This is a genomic window from Roseococcus sp. SYP-B2431 (genome assembly GCF_004336745.1).
In the GTDB taxonomy this organism is placed as follows: Bacteria; Pseudomonadota; Alphaproteobacteria; order Acetobacterales; family Acetobacteraceae; genus Roseococcus.
Window position 1 is genome coordinate 187,276 of the sequence record NZ_SJXD01000011.1, and the last position, 19,080, is coordinate 206,355.

Here is a 19,080-nt window from a genome sequence, read left to right on the forward strand (position 1 = left end):
CTTCAAGGCAGGCCCTCACTCATACGATTTCCGTCATAATAACCGCGATCCCGTATTGGACAAATCCATGCCTGCTCAGCTTCGATGTCCGGACAACAGGGCCCGAAGGGCCGCAGGGGAGGACGCGATGACGACACGTCGCCAGATGCTCGCAGCCGCCACGGCCGCGCCGACGCTCGCGGGAGGCCGGGCGAGGGCGCAGGGGCAGGCACCCATCCGCCTCGGCGTGCTGGGCGATTTCTCCGGCCCCTACCGCCATCTCTCCGGCCCCACCAACGTGGCCTGCGTGCGCCAGGCGGTGCAGGATTCCGGCCTGACCGAGCGCGGCATCGCCGTCGAGGTGGTACAGGCCGACCACCTCCAGCGCGCCGATCTGGGCGTGGCCATCACGCGCGAATGGTTCGACCGCGGCGGCGTGGATGCGGTGCTGGAGGTGAACAACTCCTCCATCGCCCTCGCGCTGAACGGCCTCGTGCGCGAGAAGGACAAGGTGCATCTCAACACGGGCGCGGCCAGCACCGAGCTGACCGGGCCGAGCTGCAGCCCCAATACCATCCACTGGACCTACGACACCTACATGGCCGCGCGCTCCTCCGGCGTGGCGACGATCCGCGCGGGCGGCGACAGCTTCTTCTTCATCACAGCCGACATGGCCTTCGGCCACCAGATGGAGCGCGACCTCTCGCGCTTCATCGAGGAGGGGCGGGGCCGCGTGGCGGGGCGCGTGCGCTATCCCTTCCCGGGAACCTCGGATTTCTCGGCCTTCCTGCTCCAGGCCCAGGCGAGCCGCGCCAAGGTCGTGGCCTTCCTCAATGCGGGGGCGGACCTCATCAACTGCGTGAAGCAGGCCAATGAGTTCGGCATCGCGCGGCGGGGCCAGAAGCTGCTCGGCATCATCAGCTTCATCAACGACATCCACACGCTGGGGCTGCCCACGGCCCAGGGCTTCCTGCTCACCGAATGCTTCTACTGGGACATGAACGACCGCACGCGCGCCTTCACGCGCCGCGTGCTGCCGCGCACGCCCGACAACTATCCGAACCAGTGCCAGGCCGGCGCCTATTCGGCCGCGCTGCACTACCTCAAGGCCGTCGAGCAGATCGGGGCCGCGCGCGCCAAGGCCTCGGGCCGCGAGGTCGTGGAGCTGATGAAGCGCATGCCGACGGACGACGACGTCTTCGGCCCCGGCAGCATCCGCGCCGATGGCCGCAAGCTGCATCCGGTCCATCTCTTCGAGGTGAAGACGCCGGCGGAATCGCGCGGCCCCTGGGACTACTTCAAGCTGGTGCAGACCTCGTCCCCGGAGGAGGCCTGGCGGCCGCTCGCCGAGGGCGGATGTCCGCTGGTGGCGGGACGATAGGGAGGACGGCGCATGTCGAAGGCGGAAGAGTTCGAGGTGGTGGTGGTCGGCGCGGGCTTCGCCGGCCTCTACATGCTGCACCGGCTGCGCGGCCTGGGCCTCTCGGCCGTGGTGCTGGAGGCGGGCGAGGATGTCGGCGGCACCTGGTACTGGAACCGCTACCCCGGCGCTCGCTGCGACGTGGAGAGCATGCAGTACTCCTACTCCTTCTCGGAGGAGTTGCAGCAGGAGTGGCGCTGGTCCGAGCGCTTCGCCTCGCAGCCCGAGATCCTGCGCTATGCGAACCATGTCGCCGACCGCTTCGACCTGCGCCGCGACATCCGCTTCAGCACGCGCGTCGTCTCCGCGGCCTTCGACGACGCTGCCGCGCGCTGGACGGTGCGGACGGAGGGCGGCGCCGTCATCTCCGCGCGGCATTGCGTGATGGCGACGGGCTGCCTCTCCAACACGCGCATGCCGGATTTCCCGGGCCTCGGCAGCTTCCACGGAAAGAGCTACCACACGGGCCAATGGCCGCATGAGGGCGTGGACTTCACCGGGCTGCGCGTGGGCGTGATCGGCACGGGCTCCTCCGCGATCCAGGCGATCCCGGTCATCGCGCGGCAGGCGCGGCACGTCACCGTCTTCCAGCGCACGCCCAACTTCAGCATCCCCTCGCGCAACCGCGCGATGGACGAGGAATACGAGCACTCCTGGAAGGGCGACTATCCGGCCCGCCGGGCCAAGGCGCGGCAGATGCGCACCGGCATCGATTATCCGGTGAACCCCACGCCCGCGCTGGAGGTCGGCGAGGCCGAGCGCCGGCGCGAATACGAGTCGCGCTGGGAGCGCGGCGGCACGGCCTTCATGGCCGCCTTCGGCGACCTCATCCTCGACGAGAAGGCCAACGAAACCGCCGCCGATTTCGTGCGCGGGCAGATCCGCGCGACGGTGAGCGACCCCGCCGTCGCCGAACTGCTCTGCCCGCACAACCACCCGATCGGCACCAAGCGCATCTGCGTGGACACCGACTACTACGAGACCTTCAACCGCGAGAACGTCACCCTGGTGGACGTGCGTTCCGCGCCCATCGAGGCCGTCACGCCGGAGGGCCTGCGCACGGCGGAAGCCGGCTACAAGCTCGACGCCCTCGTCTTCGCCACGGGCTTCGACGCCATGACGGGCACGCTGCTGGCCATGGACATCCGCGGCCGCGACGGCCTCACGCTGGGGGAGAAGTGGGAGGCCGGGCCGGTCACCTATCTCGGCTTGATGACGGCGGGCTTCCCCAATCTCTTCCTGGTGACGGGGCCGGGCAGCCCCTCCGTGCTGAGCAACATGATCGTCTCCATCGAGCAGCATGTGGACTGGATCGCCGGCGCCCTGGCCCATGCCCAGGCGCGCGGGATCGAGACGATGGAAGCGACGGCCGAGGCCGAGGCGCAGTGGGTGGAGCACGGCAACGAAGTGGCGCAGCGCACGCTCTACCCGCGCGCCAACTCCTGGTACATGGGCGTGAACGTGCCCGGCAAGCCGCAGGTCTTCATGCCGTATATCGGCGGCGTCGGGGCCTATCGCGAGATCTGCGACGCGGTCGCCGCGAAGGGCTACGAGGGTTTCCGGCTGGAAGGCCGGCGCGTGTCGGTGGCGGCCGAATGACCGTGCCGCAACGCGGGCGGGAGATCCGCGTTACGCCGGCATGCGAGCCCCAGCCCTCTCCGCCCTGGCCCTCTCCCTGATCGCCCTCGCCGCCTGCGGCGAGCAGCAGGCCGCCTCGGAACCGTCTTCGGGCCGACAGCAGGCGGCGCGCGCCGCGGCCGAGGCCTCGCTTCAGGCGCGCCTGCGCGGGCAGGGGGCGCAGCAGCGCGGCGTGCAGGTCTTCGCCCAGGCCCTGCCCGATACGCTTGCCATCTGCGGAAGGACCACCATGACCGGCGCTTCGGGCGCGCCCTACGTTCCCTATGTCGCCGTCGTGTCCTTCGAGGGCGAGTCGCCGCGCGTCGCCAACCTCGTCCTGGGCGCGACCGGCCCCGAGGCGTCGCGCGTCTTCGTGGAGATGACGGACCGCTGCTTCGACGGCGGCGGCCCCGCCACGGCGCGCGTCATGGCGCGCAGCTTTCCGCCGCTGCCGGTGCCCGGGGCGCCGCAGGCCGAGGGCGAGGCGGCGGCGGAGGTGGCCGCCGCGCCGGAGCCGGCCCGGCCCGCCAGTACCGTCATGGTCTCCTCGCGCAGCGCCGCCAACCTGCGGAGCGCCACGCGCAACGGCGAGGTCATCCGGACGCTGCCGCCCTCGAGCACGCTTGAAGTGATCGGCGAGGCGCCGGGCGGCTGGTACCAGGTGGGCGATCGCGGCAGCGCGATGGGATGGGTCCACGCCTCGGTGCTGGAGACGCCTCCCCGCTAGGCGGGCGCTTGCGCGCCGCCGCAGGCGTGGCACACATCGGGACGAGGCCCGCGCCAGGGCCTGGGAGGTCGTCCCCATGACACAACGCTTCATCCCCGCCGCCTTCCTGCGCGGCGGCTCCTCCAAGGGCGTGTTCTTCCACGCGAAGGACGTGCCGTCCGACCGCGCGGCGCTCGACGCCCTGTTGCTGGAGGTCCTGGGCTCGCCCGATCCCTATGGGAGGCAGCTCGACGGCATGGGGGGCGGCATCTCCTCGCTGTCCAAGGGCGTGATCATCGGCCCGCCGACGCACCCGGAAGCGGATGTGGACTACACCTTCGCGCAGGTCGTGGTGGACAAGCCCGCGGTGGATTGGAAGGGCAATTGCGGGAACCTGTCCTCGGCGGTCGGGCCCTTCGCGGTGGATGCCGGTCTGGTCGCGGTCCCCGACGGCGAGGCGCTGGTGCGCATCCACCAGGTGAATACGAGGAAGATCATCCATGCGCGCTTCCCCGTGCGGAACGGCAGGGCGGAGGTGAGGGGCGACTACGCCATCGCCGGCGTCGCCGGCACGGGCGCGCGCATCCGGCTCGACTTCCTGAGCCCCGGCGGAACCCAGACCGGCGCACTGCTGCCGACCGGGAACGCGGTCGACGAGATCGAGGGCCTGGCCTGCACGCTGATCGACGCGGCCAATCCCTCCGCCTTCTTCGCCGCTGCCGATTTCGGCCTGACCGGCGAGGAAGCTCCGGACGCCATGGAGGCCATCCCGGGGCTGATGGCGCGGCTGGACGTACTGCGCCGGCTGGCGGGCCTGCGCATGGGGCTGGCCGACGCGCCGGAGAAGGTCGGCCTCGCCCTGCCGCGCATCGCGCTCGTGGCGCCGCCGGGCCGCCCGCGCCTGCTGGACGGCTCGGTGATGGCCGCCGGCAGCCACGACATCCAGATCCGCATGCTCTCCATGGAGCGCGTCCACCGCGCCGTGCCGCTGACCGGCGCTCTGGGGCTGGCCTGCGCCTGCCGGATCGCGGGCAGCCTGCCGGCGAGCCTCTGCGGCGCGCCGTCGGGGAGGGACGAGATCCGCGTGGCGCAGCCCAGCGGGATGCTGGCGGTGGGCGCGGAGGTCCGGCAGGACGGCTCCGGCTGGCATGCGGAATCGGCGGTGGTTTACCGGACGGCGCGCATGCTGATGGTGGGCGCCGTCGGCGTTCGCGAATAGGTTCGCGGCCCCTGCGCCGGCCGAAGGTGAGCACTTGCTTTGCCCGTGCGCCTCGGGCAGCGTTCCCGAAGAGGCTGATCGGAATATGAATCGGCCCGTCCAGGGAGAACGCCATCATGACGACCAGCTCGTCCTTGTCCCGCCGCTCCGTCCTCGCCGGCGCCGCCACCTCCGGCAGCCTGCTGATGGCCGGCTCCGGCGCGGAGGCCCAGCCTGCCAAGCCCGCCGAGCTCAAGATCGGCATCACCACCTTCCTCTCCGGCCCGGCCAGCGTCTTCGGCGTCCCCGCCAAGCAGGCGGCCGAGATGCTGACCGACCAGATCAACGCGGCCGGCGGCATCGGAGGCGTGCCGATCCGCCCCATCTTCGTGGATGAGGGGCCGGGCACCGAGCATCTGGTCGGCGAGTTCCGCCGCCTCGTGCAGTCCGAGGGCGTGCATGTCGTCTTCGCCTCCATCTCCTCCGGCTCCTGCCTCGCCTGCACGCCGCTCTCGGACGAGCTGCGCAAGACGACGGTGCTCTGGGACTGCGGCACGCAGCGCATCTTCGAGGAGGGCAACCATCCCTTCGCCTTCCGCACCCAGGGCTACGGCACGCCGGAGGTGCTGGCGCCGCTGCTCTACCTGCTGAAGCACAAGCCGGACTTCCGCAGCATCGCCGTCATCAACCAGGACTATGCCTGGGGCCGCGATTCCTGGGAGCTGTGGAAGGCAGGCATGGACGCCATGAAGCCCGGCGTGCGCGTCGTGGCCGAGCTCTTCCCGCGCTTCAACAGCACCGATTTCTCGACCGAGATCACGCGCCTGCTGGCCCTGCGGCCCGACGTGATCCTCTCCACCTCCTGGGGCGGCGAGCTGGTCACGCTGGTGCGCCAGGCCAGCGAGCGGCGGCTGATGGAGCGCTCGCTGATGGTGCTGCCGGTGGCCGAGGCCTCGATGCCCTCGCTGGGCCGCAACATGCCGGCGGGCCATATCATCGGCTCGCGCGGGGACCATTGGATCAACCACCCGCGCCCGCGCGACAAGGCCTCGCTCGACCGCTTCACCGCGGCCTATCAGGCGCGCTTCAACCAGCCCAGCATCTATCCTTGCCATCACATGGCCCAGGCGCTCTCCGCGCTGCAGGCCGCCTACAACAAGGCCATCGCGGCCAAGGGCGGCGGCTGGCCGAACGACCAGGAGCTGGCGGCGGCCTTCCGCGGCCTGACCTTCGACACGCCCACGGCCACCATCACCATCCGCGAGGACGGGCAGGGGCTGGAGGACCAGATCGTCGGCCTTTCGTCCTTCAGCAGCGCGTATCCATACGCCGTGCCGGAGAAGATGATGCTCTACCCCGCCGCCGGCATCAGCGCGCCGGTCGGGCAGAAGAGCGTCGACTGGCTGAAGACGCTGCGCGCCGGCATGGAGAACACCGCCGGCTCGGCGATCTGAGCGGAGGCGCGCGGCAAGGGGACGAATATGTATGGATGGTTCGAGGAGAACGGGCTGCTCCTCGGCCTCGCGCTGCTGGACGGGCTCGCCTATGCGGCGCTCGTCTTCATGGTGGCGGTGGGGCTGAACCTCGTCTTCGGCGTGCTGCGCGTGCTGAACGTGGCCCATGGCTCGCTCTATGCGATCGGCGCCTATACGGCGGCGAGCCTGGGCCTCTTCCTCTCGGCCCGCGGCTTGCCCGAATGGGCGAGCCTCGCGGTGCTGGTAGTGGCCGCCGCCCTGGTCGGCGGCATCTTGGGCCCGCTGATCGAGCGGCTGCTGCTGCGGCGGATCTATGCGCAGGAGCCGGTGCTGCAGCTCCTCGTCACCTTCGCGCTCTTCATGATCCTGGAGGATGCGCAGAAGCTGATCTGGGGCACGCAACCCGTGCAGAACGACGCGGCGATGCGCCTGCTGGGCAATTTTGACGTGCCCTTCGCGGGCGATTTCATCCCCTTCACCGCCTATCAGCTCTTCGTGCTGCCCGGTGTCGCGGTGGCGACGCTGGTGGGTCTCGCCTGGTTCCTGCGACGGACGCTGACGGGCCGCGTCATCGTCGCCGTCACGACCGACCGCGAGGCGGCGACGGCCATGGGCATAGACGCCTCGCGCATCTATCTGCTGACCTTCACCTTCGGCGCGGTGCTGGCGGCGCTGGGCGGCGCGCTGTCCTCGCCCACGGCCTCCCTGGTGCCGGGCGTGGGCGCGCAGACCATCGTGCTCTCCTTCGCCGTGGTGGCGACGGCCGGGCTCGGCCAGATCGAGGGCGCGGCGCTGACGGCGCTGATGATCGGCCTCTCCCGCTCCATCGCCGTCTACTTCATGCCGGAGGCGGAGGTGCTGACGCCCTATCTCATCATGGTGGCCGTGCTCCTGATCCGCCCGCAGGGGCTCTTCGGCGCCGCGGAGACGCGGCGGGTATGAGAAGGACCGAAACGATCCTCGCGATCGGCGGCGCCGCGCTGCTGGTGCTGCTGGCCTTCCTCGCGCCCTGGCTGCGCTTCGTGCTGACCATCGCGCTCGCCAAGGGCATCGCGGTGCTGGGCATCCTGCTGCTGCTGCGGGCGGGGCAGGTGAGCTTCGGCCATGCCCTCTATCTGGCCTTCGGCGCCTATGTGGTGGCCTTCCTCGCGCCTTCGTCGCCCGAGGCGCTGATCCTGATGCCGGTCGCCATGCTGCTCTCGGGCGCGCTGGGGCTGGTGGTGGGCCTCTTCGTCTCGCGCTACCGCGAGATCTTCTTCGGCATGCTGAACCTCGCCATCAGCATGGTCTTCTACTCGCTGCTGGAGAAGCTCTACCACTACACCAAGGGCACGGACGGCATCCGCGTCGGCGTGCCGCGCTTCCTCGGCATGGTGCTGGAGCGCGACGACTTCGAATGGGCGATGTTCGCGACGGCGCTGCTGCTGGCGCTGGCCATCGGCTTCTTCGTGCGGCTCTACCTGGCCTCGCCGATGGGCCAGGCGCTCTCGGCCATCAAGACGCGCGAGACACGGCTGGAGTTCATGGGGCTGCCGGCGCGCGGGGTGCTGCTCTCCGCCTATGTGCTCTCCACGCTGATGGGCGGGCTCGCGGGCGCCATCATCGCCCTGACGACGCGCCATGTGACGCCGCTGCTCGGCTACTGGACGGTCTCGGGCGAGCTGGTCTTCATCGCCATCCTCGGCGGCGCGGGCGCGGCGCTCGGCCCCTTCCTTGGCGCCGTCACCTTCGAGCTGGTGCGCGTCTATGCGGCGGCGAGCTTCGCCGATGCCTGGCAGGCCATCCTCGGCCTCGTACTGATGGGCGTGATCCTGTTCTTCTCGCGCGGCCTCTGGGGCATGGTCGAGAGCCTGGCGAGGAAGCGCGCATGAGCGACGTGCTCCTCTCGGCGCGGGGCCTGCGCCTCGCCTTCGGCGGCGTGAAAGCGGCCGATGGCATCGATCTCAACGTGATGCGCGGCGAGTTCCTGGCCATCATCGGCCCGAACGGCGCGGGCAAGACGACCTTCATCAACATGACCACCGGCTATCTGCGCCCCCAGGCCGGCACGATCAGCTATGAGGGTGCGCCTATCACCGGCATGGCCCCGCGGCGCATCGTGGCTCGCGGCATCGCACGCTCCTTCCAGCTCCCTCAGCTCTTCACGGAGCATACGGTGCTGGAAAATGCCGCGCTCGCCATCGCCGCGCGCGAGGGGCCCTGGTCGCCGCTCAAGCCGCTGCTGCGCCCCGCCTGGCGCGAGGAGGCGCGGGATCTGCTGGAGCGTTTCGGCCTCTCCGCCATCGCCGATGCCCGCGCGGACGCGCTCAACGAGGGCGCGCGCAAGCTGGCCGACATCGCCATGGCCGTCGCGCTCAAGCCGCGCCTGCTGCTGATGGACGAGCCCACCTCAGGCGTCGCCGCGAGCGAGAAGATGCAGGTGGTCGAGACGCTGGCCCGCGTGCTGCGCGCGGCCCAGGTCACGGCCGTCTTCGTCGAGCACGATATGGATGTGGTCGAGCGCTTCGCCGACCGGGTGGCCGTCTGGTCGCAGGGCAAGATCGCCGCGCTGGGCCCGCCCGCCGCCGTGCTGGCGGACCCCGAGGTGCAACGCGAGGTGATCGGGATCGAGCGCCATGCTGCGGCTTGAGGGAGCTTCCGTGGACATCGCCGGCGTGCCGGTGCTGCGGCGCGTCTCGCTGCATGTGCCGCCGGGCGGGCGCGTCGCGCTGATCGGCCGCAACGGCGCGGGCAAGACCACCACGCTGCGGGCGCTGATGGGGCTGCTGCCGCTGCGCGAGGGGAGGGTGGCGGTCGCCGGCGAGGACGCCTCGCGCGTGCCCGCGCATTTCCGCGCGCGGCTGGGCGTGGGCTATGCGCCGGAGGACCGCCGGCTCTTCGGCAGCTTCACCGTGCAGGACAACATGCTGCTGCCGGCCCAGGTGCTGAAGCTGGAGCCGGCCGAGACGGCGCGGCGGATGGAGGCGGTGTTCACCCTGCTGCCTGAGCTGCGCGACCTCGCGCCCCGCAAGGCGGCGGGGCTCTCGGGCGGGCAGGGGAAGATGGTGGCGCTGGCGCGCGCGCTGATGATCGGCACGCGGGCCATCCTGCTGGACGAGCCCTTTCAGGGCCTCGCCCCCGCGCTGGCGCTGCGCTACGCCGAGGCGCTGCGGCGCCTGCGCGACGCGCTACCCGACGTCGCGATTCTGATTACGGAAAGCAATCCCGGTCTGCTGCGTCCGCTGGTGGACAGCACCTATGTGATCGAGCGCGGCGAGATCGCGCCTGCCTGATTGGCGAAGTCGATCAGGCCTGGGGCGGCGCGGTATCCGGCGGCGCGGAATCGCCGAGGCCGATGCTGCGCTGCAGGCAGATGGTGTCGATCCAGCGGCCGTGCTTGTAGCCCACCGAGCGCAGCGTCCCGAGCTTCTCGAAGCCCAGCGAGAGATGCAGCCGCAGCGAGGCGATATTGGCGCTGTCGCCGATCATCGCGATGATCTGCCGGTAGCCGAGGTCCTCGCAGGTCTCCACGAGCGTCCGCAGCAGCTGTTTGCCCACGCCCATGCCGCCCGCATCGTGCCGCAGGTAGATCGAGTTCTCGACGGTGTTCCAATAGGCCGGGCGCGGGCGGTAGGCGCTGACATAGGCATAGCCCAGCACCACGCCCTCCCGCTCGGCGACGAGATACGGATAGCCCTGCGCCGCCAGCGCGTCGCGGCGGCGGGTCATCTCGGCCGGGCTCGGCGGATCCGTCTCGAAGGTCGCCGTCCCGTGGAGGACGTAATGGCCGTAGATGGCGGCAACAGCCTCCATGTCCGCGTCGGTGACGTGGCGCACGGTCACGGCCTCGACGGCGCGGCGGCCGGCGTCTGCATCCATGAAGTCGAATTCCCTCTGCTGCATAGCCTTTAGATGCAACCGGTGAAGCAGCGCCAGGACGCAGAGCGCGCAACAGGAAATTCGATCCGCCATCAGGAGCGAGGGGGCGGCGCCCCCTCGCCTTCGGCAGGTGTTCAGGCCGCGACTTCGACCATCACCAGTTCGGCCTCGTCCTTCGCGACGATGACGATCTCCTTCTCCTTGTGGATCGCCGCGCCGTCGCGCTGGCCGAGCTCCGTGCCGTTCACGGTCGCGCTGCCCCTGGCGGGGACCAGATAGGCCGCGCGGCCCTCAGGCAGCAGGTAGCGCAGCTCCTGGCCCTTGGAGAGCGTGGCCGCCATCACCGCGGCATTCGCGTTGATGGGCAGCGCGCCCGCCTCGGCATCGCCCGGGCGGCCGCCGGCCAGAATCTCGAACCGCGCCTCGCGCCCCGCCTTGGGGAAGCTCTTGGCGCCCCAGTTCGGCTTGGCGCCGCGCACATCGGGCATGATCCAGATCTGGAAGAGAGTCGTCCGGACCGGCTCCAGGTTGTACTCGCTATGCGTGACGCCCGTGCCGGCCGACATGATCTGCACGTCGCCGGCCTCGGTGCGGCCCTCGTTGCCCATGCTGTCGCGATGGGTGATGGCCCCCTCGCGGACATAGGTGATGATCTCCATGTCCCGGTGCGGGTGCGGGTCGAAGCCGTTGCCCGCGGCGATCTCGTCGTCGTTCCACACGCGCAGCTTGCCCCAGCTCATGCGGGCCGGGTCGTGGTAGTTCGCGAAGGAAAAGTGGTGGCGGGCGTTGAGCCAGCCGTGGTCGGCATGGCCGAGGGTGTCGAAGGGTCGGATGTCGATCATGGATTTGATCCCGTGAGCCGGTTTGTGGCTTCGGGGATGAGATAGGCCCCCGGGGGTGGCTTCGCCATGCAGGCGGATGGATCACTCCCATTCAGGGCGGTGATGACGCGCCCGCAGAAGGTCGAGGCCTCTTTGGGTGGGTGCGACGTAGAGGCCGCCATCCGGCGCGCGGCGGCTCTCGATGACGCCCTCCTCCATCGCATCCTCCCAGACGGTGAGGCGCGGGCAGGAGGTGCGCCAGGCCTCGATGGCCTCGGCATAGGGGCGCGGCCTTCGCGCGAGCCACTCGACCATGTCCAGCATGAGGGCCTTAACGACGGGCGTGCTCATGGGTCGCTCATCCATCCGGCGATCAGGAGCCAGGCTCCCTGGGCGAGGTAGAACAGGCCGATCACGGTGATCAGCCGCCGCGACCACTTGCGGAAGCTCGTATCTGTCATCGCGTCCAGCACGCGGCGGGCCAGGGTGGTGCCGATCATGGAGCAGGCCACGCCCATCACGGCCAGCGAGACCGAGACGCTGCCGGAATTCGGGATGAGCGCCGCGAAGTAGACGAACTTCAGCGCATGGCTGACCACCTGGCAGAAGGCCTTGGTGGCGACGATCTGCCGCCGGTCCTGCTGGCCCGTGCTGAGGAAGAAGGCGTCGGAGAGCGGCCCGGTGACGCCGGTCACCAGCATCAGCATCATGCAGGCCGCGCCGTAGCAGAGGCCGTGCGAGATTCGGTCCGGGTCCGGCCGCATCTCCTGCGGCAGCGCGCGGGCGAGGAAGGGCGTCGCCCCGAGGGCGAGCAGCGCCCAGGGCTTGTCGGGCACGAACTGCACCGTGGCCCAGGCGGCTGTGGCGAGCACGGAGCCGGTGAGATAGGCGCCCACGCTGCGCCAGCGCACGTAGCGGATCCAGAGGATGGCCCGCCAGCCGTTGGAACCCATCTGGGTGATGGCATGCAGCGCCATGGCCTCGGGCAGCGGCATCAGCGCGAGCAGCACGCCGACCAGGATCAGCCCGCCAGCCATGCCGAAGATGCCGGAGAGCAGCGCGGTGCAGATCATGACGGCGCCGAGCAGCGCGGCGAGGGGCAAGGACATGCCGCGAAATCTGCGCGCTGGCGCGACGGGGCGATAGGGAAGATATTCTCGGCTTAGCCTCAGCTTTCCTGAGCGTGGGAGAGACGATGCCGCGGAGCCTGCCCTTCCTGAACGGGCTGCGCGCCTTCGAGGCCGCGGCGCGCCACGGCAGCTTCGCGGCCGGCGGCGCGGAGCTGCATGTCAGCCCGGCGGCGGTGAGCCGGCTGGTGCGGCTGCTGGAGCAGCGCATGGGCATCGCCCTTTTCGAGCGCGGCGCGAACCGGCTCGCGCTCACGGCGGCGGGCGCGGCCTATCGCGCGGGCCTGGGCGCGCTTTTCGACGAGCTGGAGCGGCTCACGGTCGCGACCGTCGCCCAGGCCGGGCAGCGGACGCTGATCCTGGGGGTGGGCCCCAGCTTCGCCTCGCATTGGCTGATTCCGCGGCTGGCCGACTGGCACGCGCGGGCACCCGGCCTGCAGGTGCGGGTGACCACCGGCGGCGCCGCGGCCGCCTTCGACGAGGGCTGGAGCTGCGGCATCCGGCTGGGCGGCGGCGAATGGCCGGGCTTCGTCGCCACGCCGCTCTTCGCGGCCGATCTCCTGCCGGTCTGCGCGCCGGCCCTGGCGGCCGGGCTGGCGCGGCCCGAGCAGCTGGCTGGCGTGCCGCTGCTGCGCGTGGCCCATGCGGCGGAGGACTGGCCGCTCTGGCTCGCCGCGCAGGGGCTCGGCGCGGTCGCCGCGCGCGGGCCTGTCTTCGACTTCTATGGCCAGGCGCAGCAGGCGGCTTCGGACGGGCTCGGCGTGGCCATGGGCATCCGGCCCTATATCGACGACGCGCTGCGGCAGGGGCGGCTGGTGGCGCCCTTCGCGGCGCCGGTGCCGAAGGGGCAGGGATGGTTCCTGATCCACCGGCCGGGGCGCGAGGAGGATCCGGCCTTCGCGGCCTTCCGGGCCTGGATCGTGGAGGCGGCGCAAGGTTGAGGGGCTTCTCCCCTCAAACTTCCCAGCAGGAAGCTCAGTTTCCTGCACCTTCGATCCGTAAAAGGGTCCAGGGCCAAAAGCCCTGGCGGGGGTTGGCACCGAAGGTGAGACAACGGGGCAGAGCCCCAGCCTTAGCCGTTCAGCGGCACATCAGCACGGGCACGTCGCTGTTCTCCAGCACGTGCCGCGTCACGCCGCCCAGGATGAGCTGGCGCAGCCGCGAATGGCTGTAGGCGCCCATGCAGAGCAGGTCCGCCCCGAAGTCGCGCACGCCGCCCAGCAGCCCGGCGCCGACATCCTTCGTCATCGGCTTGAACTGCATCGCCTCGGCCGAGATCTCGTGCCAGTGGAGATAGGCCAGGATGCCCTCCACCTTGGGCCCGCGGCGCTGATACTCGTCGGCATAGAGGATGCGGCGCGCATCGGCGCGGTGCAGCCAGGGCAGGGCAGCCTCGATCGCCGCGGCGGACTCGGCCGAGCCGTTCCAGGCGCAGCACACGCGCGTGCCGATGGTGGCCGGCGCCACGCGCGGCGCGATCAGCACCGGCCGGCCGCTGTCGAAGAGCACGGCATGCAGCGCGTCGGAGCTGGAGACGTCCTCGTCGGCCTCGGGATGCGGCACCACGGCCATGTCGTAGAGGCGCGACTGCTGGGCGACGATGTCCTCCTCGCGCCCCGCGATGGATTCGAAGGAAAGGGTGGGCCCCTCGGACTTCAGCGCCGTCTCGGCGGAATCGGCGATGATGACGTCGCCGGCGGTGGCGGCGAAGCGCTCGAACAGGGCGCGGACGCGGCCGGCGCGGTCGCCGCTCTCGCGCTCGGTGGCGGCCATCATCTCCTCGATCATGGCGCCGGAGAGGCCCTCGCCGGCCAGCGGCGCCACGTCCCGCGCATCGACGCGGACATGCAGGCAATGGACATGCGCGTTCCAGATGCGGGCGACGAGCAGCGCGGTGGCGAGCGCGGCTTCTCCCGCGGCCGTCCCCGTCATGGGCAGAAGCAGGCGGCGATAGGCCATGTCGTGTCCCCCGAAGGCCGGTTGTTCCGATCCGGTTATGGCGGGGCGGAAGGCAATGAGTCCAGCATCTTGCGCGCCACGGTCGCAGGGTCGGACGTGCTGTCGAGGCGCGTCCAGTCCAGCGGTCCGGCCTCGCGCGCGGCCATCATGTCGAGAACCGCGACATCGGCGTCCGAGGCGTCGCCGGAGCGAGACGCCACGCGGGCGCGCAGAGTGTCGAGCGGCGCTTCGAGCCAGAAGCCGAAGAAATCCGGCGCGGCGCTGGCGATGGCTTCTCGTTCGCGAGGGTCGAGATACGCGCCGTCGGCGACGACGGAGCAGCCGGCATTGAGCGCCGCGCCCGCGAGTTCACGCAGCTCGGCGAAGACCTGCCGTGCCTCGGCGGGCCCATAGGCCGTTTGCGGCAGGCGCTCCTCGGGCGATATTCCATGACGTCGCTTGCGGATCTCGTCGCTGCGCAGATGCACCGCGCCGGGGGAGGGGCCGAGCGCGGCGGCGACCAGCCGGCCGACGGTGGACTTGCCGCTGCCGGGCAGGCCGCCGATCGCCACCAGCACGGGGCGGGGCGGCGGCTCCAGCCACTCGAGCGCCGCCGCCAGCAGCCCGGCGGGATCGTCGCCGGAGCGCGCGGCGACATGCGCGCGGATGAAGGCGCGCAGCGAGAGCCAGAGCGGCAGCCCGCGCAGCAGCGCCACGTCGCCGGTGCGGGCGAGGTAGCGGTTCAGCACGCGGTTGGCCGGCCCGCGCCCGTGGCGGATCGTGAGGTCCATCAGCAGGAAGGCGAGGTCGTAGCCCGTGTCGATGGTCGCCAGCGCCTCGTCGAATTCCAGCGCGTCGAAGGGCGTGGGGCGGCCGTCGATCAGGCAGACGTTCCCGAGATGCAGGTCGCCATGGCAGCGCCGGAGGAAGCCGCGCGAGGCGCGCCCGTAGAGCCAGGCCCGCAGCCGGCCATGCAGGGCCAGCGCCGTCCGGGACCAGCGCAGCACCGCCTCGCGCGGCAGGCCGGCGGCGAGCCCGGCCTCCCGATTGCCGGTCAGCACGCGCGTCATGTCGCCGTCGCCCTCGCGCCGCGGCGCGCCCGCATGCAGCGCCGCCACGGCATCGGCCATGGGGTCGAGCAGCTCCGGCTCGCAGGGCCGCTCGGAGAGGAAGGCATCGGCGGGCAGGCGGCGCATGCGCAGCACCCAGTCCACCGCCTCGCCCTCGCCGCCGAGGCGCAGGCCCTCCGGGCCGCGCGTGAGCTTCTCGCAGCCCAGATAGAGCGACGGGGCCTGCGGGGCGTTGAGCTCGTGCTCGAACCGCACCAGCCGCTCGCGCTCCTCCAGCCGGGTGAAGTCGAGGAAGCCGAGATCCACGGCCTTCTTGAGCTTCAGCGCCTCGTCCGGCCCCAGGAAGACGGCCGAGACATGCGTCTCCGTGACGCCGCCGCCGGTCAGCTTCTCCAGGAAGGCGGCGGCCTCCCTTTGCCCGGCGGGGATCGCCATCAGGGGTAAAGGGCCTCTTCTCGCCAGCCGGCGCCTTCCGGGGTGAAGACGCGCCGCTCGTGCAGGCGGAAGGGCATGTCGCGCCAGAATTCGATGCGGTCGGGCAGTAGGCGGAAGCCCGACCAGAACTCCGGCCGAGGGATCGCGCCCACGCCGAATTTCAGCGTGTATTCCGCCACCGCCTTCTCCAGCGCCCAGCGGCCCTCCAGCGGCCGCGACTGGCGCGACGCCCAGGCGCCGATGCGCGAGCCGCGCGCCCGCGTGGCGAAATAGGCGTCGGCCTCGGCGCCGGTCACCGCCTCCACGCGTCCCTCGACGCGGATGCTCCGCCGCAGCGACTTCCAGTGGAAGCACAGTGCCGCGAAGGGATTGGCCGCGAGCTGCTCGCCCTTGCGCGATTCGAGGTTGGTGTAGAAGACGAAGCCCCGCTCGTCCTGGCCCTTCAGCAGCACCATCCGCGCGGTGGGCCGTCCCTCCGGGGTGCAGGTCGCCAGGCACATGGCGTTGGGGTCGTTCGGCTCGGACTTCTCCGCCTCGGCCAGCCATTCGGCGAAGAGGGCGTAGGGATCTTGCGGGTCGGACATGGTCGTTCCTTAGACCGGATCGCGCGGGGCGTGTATCCGATCGCGACACGGGATGGGATGGCCCTCGCGGATTCCATCGAACCTTCGAGGCCTTCCCTGGGGCCTTGCCGGGTTGTGGGGCATGTGTCACCACAACTTCCGTCCCCGCCACCTGCCGCGGTCCGCCCGCGCCGAGATACGGAACGCCATGAAGGAAGACGCCGCCCCCGCCACCCTGCCCGCCGGGACGCTGATGCAGGGCCGCCGCGGCCTCATCATGGGCGTGGCGAACGACCGCTCCATCGCCTGGGCGATTGCCCGGGCCTGCGCGGCGCAGGGCGCGGAGCTTGCCTTCACCTACCAGGGCGAGGCGCTGGAGAAGCGCGTCCGCCCGCTCGCCGAGAGCATCGGCAGCGACATCGTCATTCCTTGCGACGTCGGCAGCGACGAGGACATGGACGCGGCCTTCGGCGCGATCGAGGAGCGCTGGGGCAAGCTCGACTTCTTCGTCCATGCCATCGGCTTCGCGGACAAGCAGTACCTCCGGGGCCGGTTCCTCGACACGCCGCGCGAGGCCTTCCTCCAGGCGCTCGACATTTCCTGCTACTCCTTCGCCGCGACCGGGCGCCGCGCCGCGGCCCTGATGAGCGAGGGCGGCTCGCTGCTCACGCTGAGCTACCTCGGCGCCGAGAAATGGGTGCCGCACTACAATGTGATGGGCGTCGCCAAGGCCGCGCTCGAGGCCAGCGTGCGCTACATGGCAGCGGACCTCGGACCCGATGGCATCCGCGTGAACGCCATCAGCGCCGGGCCCATCAAGACGCTGGCGGCCAGCGGCATCGGCGACTTTCGCTACATCCTCAAGTGGAACCAGTACAACGCGCCCATGCAGCGCAATGTCGGGCTGGACGAGGTCGGCGGGGCGGGGCTCTACCTGCTCTCGCCGCTCTCCACGGGCGTGTCCGGCGAGGTGCATCACGTGGATTGCGGCTACCACATCGTGGGCATGAAGAACCCCGACGCGCCGGACCTCACCATCGACAAGGGCTGAAGGCGGGAGGGCTTCGCTCGCCGCGCCGCATCACCCCTGCCGCAGCCGGTCCACCGTCCGCTGCGCCTGGTCCGCCTCCAGGTCGAAGTGCTGCAGCGCGAATCCCGCCATTCCCAGCGCGATCTCCCGCTCCCCCATCACGACGAGCCCCACCCCGTCCAGCCGGCCCAGGAATCGCGCCTCCTCGTCGTTATGGGCGCGCGCGGTCGCCGCGATGGCCGGATTGGCCGCGCGCGCCATGTCGAGCACGCGGCGGCAGCCGAAGGCGTCGGGCATGGCGAGGACGATGAGGCTCGCGGTCTCCGGCCGCGCCGCCTTGAGCACCTCCGGCTGGGCGGCATCGCCCCAGATGACGGGCATCCCCCTGGCGCGCAGCCGCATGGCGACGCCGTGGTCGGCCTCGATGGCGACATGGGGAATGCCGTGCTCGGCCAGGGCCTTGGCGACGACGCGGCCGACGCGCCCGTAGCCCGCGATGATCGCGTGGCCGGAGAGGCCGGCCGGCAGGGCGGCGAAGGCACGGGCGCCGGCGCGGCGGGCGATCCAGGCGCGGTAGCGCCGCTCGCCGACGACGCGCGTGGCCAGCCGCTCGGCCAGCGAGAGCGAGACGGGCGCGAGGATGATGGTCAGCGTCGCCGCCGCCAGGATGGGGCCGCGCGCCTCGGCCGGCAGCACGTCGAAGCCGATGGCGAGCTCCTGCAGGACGAAGGAGAACTCGCCGATCTGCGCCAGCCCGCCCGCGACGGTGGCCGCGGTCGGCAGGGCCACGCGCAGCGCCGTCAGCAGGACCAGGATGGCGACGCCGGTGCCGAGCACGGTGGTGGTGAAGGCGGCCAGCGCCAGCCAGGGCGCGGCGAGAATGGCGACCGGGTCCACCAGCATGCCCACGGAGACGAAGAACAGCGCCACGAAGATGCGCTGAAGCGGCATGGTCTCGGCCGCGGCCTGGTGCCCCTGCGGGCTCTCGGCCAGCAGCACGCCGGCGAAGAAGGCGCCGAGCGCCGGCGAGACGCCGAACAGCGCCGAGCAGCCGAAGGCCGTGCCGAGGGCCGCCACGACCACCGCGAGGGTGAAGAGCTCGCGCGACCCCGTGGCGGCGACCAGCGCGAGCAGGCGCGGCAGCAGCACGCGCCCGGCGACTCCCAGGAGCAGCACGAAGGCCACGAGCTCCAGCGCGGTCTTCGCCAGCGCGCCGCCCAGCTCCCCGGGATTGCCGGCCAGGACCGGCAGCAGCACCAGGGCCAGGACGACGACGAGGTCCTGCGCGACCAGCCAGCCCAGCGCGACGCGCCCGGCCTCGCCGGCCAGCCGCCCGCGCTCCTCGAGGGTGCGGGTGGCGACGGCGGTGGAGGAGATGGAGAGCGCCAGGCCGAAGGCGGCCGCCGGCCCCGCGCCGAGGCCGAGGGCGAACCAGCCCAGCAGGCCGCCGAGCGTGGTGCCGACGGCCACCTGGCCGAGCGCGCCGGGCACCGCCACGCGCCATACCGCCAGCAGGTCGCGCGGGCGGAAGTGCAGGCCGACGCCGAAGAGGAGCAGCGCCACGCCGATCTCTGCCATGGCCGAGGTCATCCCCCGGTCGGCGACGAAGCCCGGCGTATAGGGGCCGACCACAAGGCCGGCGGCGAGGTAGCCCAGCAGGGGCGGCAACCGCAGCAGCCGCGCCACGAGCCCAAGTCCGAAGGCGAGCGCGAGGGCGACGACCAGGGTCGCCAGGAGCGTGGAGACGGCGTGCACGCGCAAAGCGTAGCGCGTGCCCCGCGCGAGGTTCCACCCGGCCGGCCGATTCGGCCGGGGCATGCGGGACGGAGGCTGGCGGCCCAGG

The 19,080-nt window shown here is 71.3% G+C and carries 19 protein-coding genes; 11 read left to right on the plus strand and 8 right to left on the minus strand.

Annotated elements, in window-relative coordinates:
- Positions 1-127: 127 nt before the first annotated feature.
- From EJV46_RS02270 to EJV46_RS02310, 9 genes are all read left to right on the plus strand, one after another.
- A complete protein-coding gene (locus tag EJV46_RS02270) occupies positions 128-1,360 on the plus strand; it encodes an ABC transporter substrate-binding protein (protein WP_131546960.1) in 1,233 nt (410 codons plus the stop codon).
- A 12-nt stretch (positions 1,361-1,372) separates the two neighbouring features.
- Positions 1,373-2,998 (plus strand): NAD(P)/FAD-dependent oxidoreductase, encoded by a 1,626-nt coding sequence (locus EJV46_RS02275; RefSeq protein WP_131546961.1) that lies wholly within the window; start codon positions 1,373-1,375, stop codon positions 2,996-2,998.
- Between the two features lie 40 nt (positions 2,999-3,038).
- Positions 3,039-3,743, plus strand: a complete 705-nt coding sequence (locus tag EJV46_RS02280) for an SH3 domain-containing protein (RefSeq protein WP_131546962.1) — start codon at positions 3,039-3,041, stop codon at positions 3,741-3,743.
- Between the two features lie 76 nt (positions 3,744-3,819).
- Complete coding sequence (locus EJV46_RS02285; RefSeq protein WP_131546963.1) at positions 3,820-4,941, plus strand: 2-methylaconitate cis-trans isomerase PrpF family protein; 1,122 nt, start codon at positions 3,820-3,822, stop codon at positions 4,939-4,941.
- Between the two features lie 116 nt (positions 4,942-5,057).
- Positions 5,058-6,374: an ABC transporter substrate-binding protein gene (locus EJV46_RS02290; RefSeq protein ID WP_131546964.1), complete on the plus strand. Its 1,317-nt coding sequence runs from the start codon at positions 5,058-5,060 to the stop codon at positions 6,372-6,374.
- 27 nt (positions 6,375-6,401) lie between these two features.
- Positions 6,402-7,337, plus strand: a complete 936-nt coding sequence (locus EJV46_RS02295) for a branched-chain amino acid ABC transporter permease (RefSeq protein WP_131546965.1) — start codon at positions 6,402-6,404, stop codon at positions 7,335-7,337.
- The gene (locus EJV46_RS02300; RefSeq protein WP_131546966.1) at positions 7,334-8,266 is read left to right on the plus strand and encodes a branched-chain amino acid ABC transporter permease; all 933 of its coding nucleotides are present in this window, start codon (positions 7,334-7,336) and stop codon (positions 8,264-8,266) included. The genes EJV46_RS02295 and EJV46_RS02300 overlap by 4 nt, the downstream gene beginning before the upstream one ends.
- Positions 8,263-9,024 carry an ABC transporter ATP-binding protein gene (locus EJV46_RS02305; RefSeq protein ID WP_131546967.1) on the plus strand — a complete coding sequence of 254 codons (762 nt, stop codon included), beginning with the start codon at positions 8,263-8,265 and terminating at the stop codon, positions 9,022-9,024. Before EJV46_RS02300 ends, EJV46_RS02305 begins: the two co-directional genes overlap by 4 nt.
- Positions 9,011-9,667: an ABC transporter ATP-binding protein gene (locus EJV46_RS02310; RefSeq protein ID WP_131546968.1), complete on the plus strand. Its 657-nt coding sequence runs from the start codon at positions 9,011-9,013 to the stop codon at positions 9,665-9,667. The genes EJV46_RS02305 and EJV46_RS02310 overlap by 14 nt, the downstream gene beginning before the upstream one ends.
- Positions 9,668-9,680: 13 nt before the next feature.
- Here EJV46_RS02310 and EJV46_RS02315 read toward each other — a convergent pair whose 3' ends face one another.
- From EJV46_RS02315 to EJV46_RS02330, 4 genes are all read right to left on the minus strand, one after another.
- Entirely contained in the window at positions 9,681-10,253 is a 573-nt protein-coding gene (locus tag EJV46_RS02315; protein ID WP_131546969.1) for a GNAT family N-acetyltransferase, read from the minus strand.
- A 134-nt stretch (positions 10,254-10,387) separates the two neighbouring features.
- Positions 10,388-11,095, minus strand: a complete 708-nt coding sequence (locus EJV46_RS02320; protein WP_131546970.1) for a pirin family protein — start codon at positions 11,093-11,095, stop codon at positions 10,388-10,390.
- An 81-nt stretch (positions 11,096-11,176) separates the two neighbouring features.
- Positions 11,177-11,425 (minus strand): hypothetical protein, encoded by a 249-nt coding sequence (locus tag EJV46_RS02325; RefSeq protein ID WP_131546971.1) that lies wholly within the window; start codon positions 11,423-11,425, stop codon positions 11,177-11,179.
- Positions 11,422-12,183 carry a sulfite exporter TauE/SafE family protein gene (locus tag EJV46_RS02330; RefSeq protein ID WP_131546972.1) on the minus strand — a complete coding sequence of 254 codons (762 nt, stop codon included), beginning with the start codon at positions 12,181-12,183 and terminating at the stop codon, positions 11,422-11,424. Before EJV46_RS02330 ends, EJV46_RS02325 begins: the two co-directional genes overlap by 4 nt.
- A gap of 86 nt (positions 12,184-12,269) precedes the next feature.
- Here EJV46_RS02330 and EJV46_RS02335 point away from each other — a divergent pair, with 86 nt between their 5' ends.
- Positions 12,270-13,142 carry a LysR substrate-binding domain-containing protein gene (locus EJV46_RS02335; protein ID WP_131546973.1) on the plus strand — a complete coding sequence of 291 codons (873 nt, stop codon included), beginning with the start codon at positions 12,270-12,272 and terminating at the stop codon, positions 13,140-13,142.
- A gap of 139 nt (positions 13,143-13,281) precedes the next feature.
- Here EJV46_RS02335 and EJV46_RS02340 read toward each other — a convergent pair whose 3' ends face one another.
- Genes EJV46_RS02340 through pdxH form a run of 3 tightly spaced genes read right to left on the minus strand, consistent with a single transcriptional unit; the run spans position 13,282 to position 16,228 of the window.
- The gene (locus EJV46_RS02340; protein WP_131546974.1) at positions 13,282-14,160 is read right to left on the minus strand and encodes a universal stress protein; all 879 of its coding nucleotides are present in this window, start codon (positions 14,158-14,160) and stop codon (positions 13,282-13,284) included.
- A gap of 35 nt (positions 14,161-14,195) precedes the next feature.
- Complete coding sequence (locus EJV46_RS02345) at positions 14,196-15,644, minus strand: bifunctional aminoglycoside phosphotransferase/ATP-binding protein (RefSeq protein ID WP_131546975.1); 1,449 nt, start codon at positions 15,642-15,644, stop codon at positions 14,196-14,198.
- Positions 15,644-16,228, minus strand: coding sequence for a pyridoxamine 5'-phosphate oxidase (pdxH, locus tag EJV46_RS02350; RefSeq protein ID WP_131546976.1), 585 nt, complete (start codon positions 16,226-16,228; stop codon positions 15,644-15,646). The genes EJV46_RS02345 and pdxH overlap by 1 nt, the downstream gene beginning before the upstream one ends.
- 187 nt (positions 16,229-16,415) lie before the next feature.
- On the opposite strand from pdxH, the gene fabI reads away from it, so the two are divergent.
- Entirely contained in the window at positions 16,416-17,258 is an 843-nt protein-coding gene (gene fabI, locus EJV46_RS02355) for an enoyl-ACP reductase FabI (protein ID WP_240782364.1), read from the plus strand.
- Between the two features lie 30 nt (positions 17,259-17,288).
- On the opposite strand, the gene EJV46_RS02360 is transcribed toward fabI, so the two are convergent.
- Positions 17,289-19,055 carry a cation:proton antiporter gene (locus EJV46_RS02360; RefSeq protein WP_131546977.1) on the minus strand — a complete coding sequence of 589 codons (1,767 nt, stop codon included), beginning with the start codon at positions 19,053-19,055 and terminating at the stop codon, positions 17,289-17,291.
- Positions 19,056-19,080 lie beyond the last annotated feature (25 nt).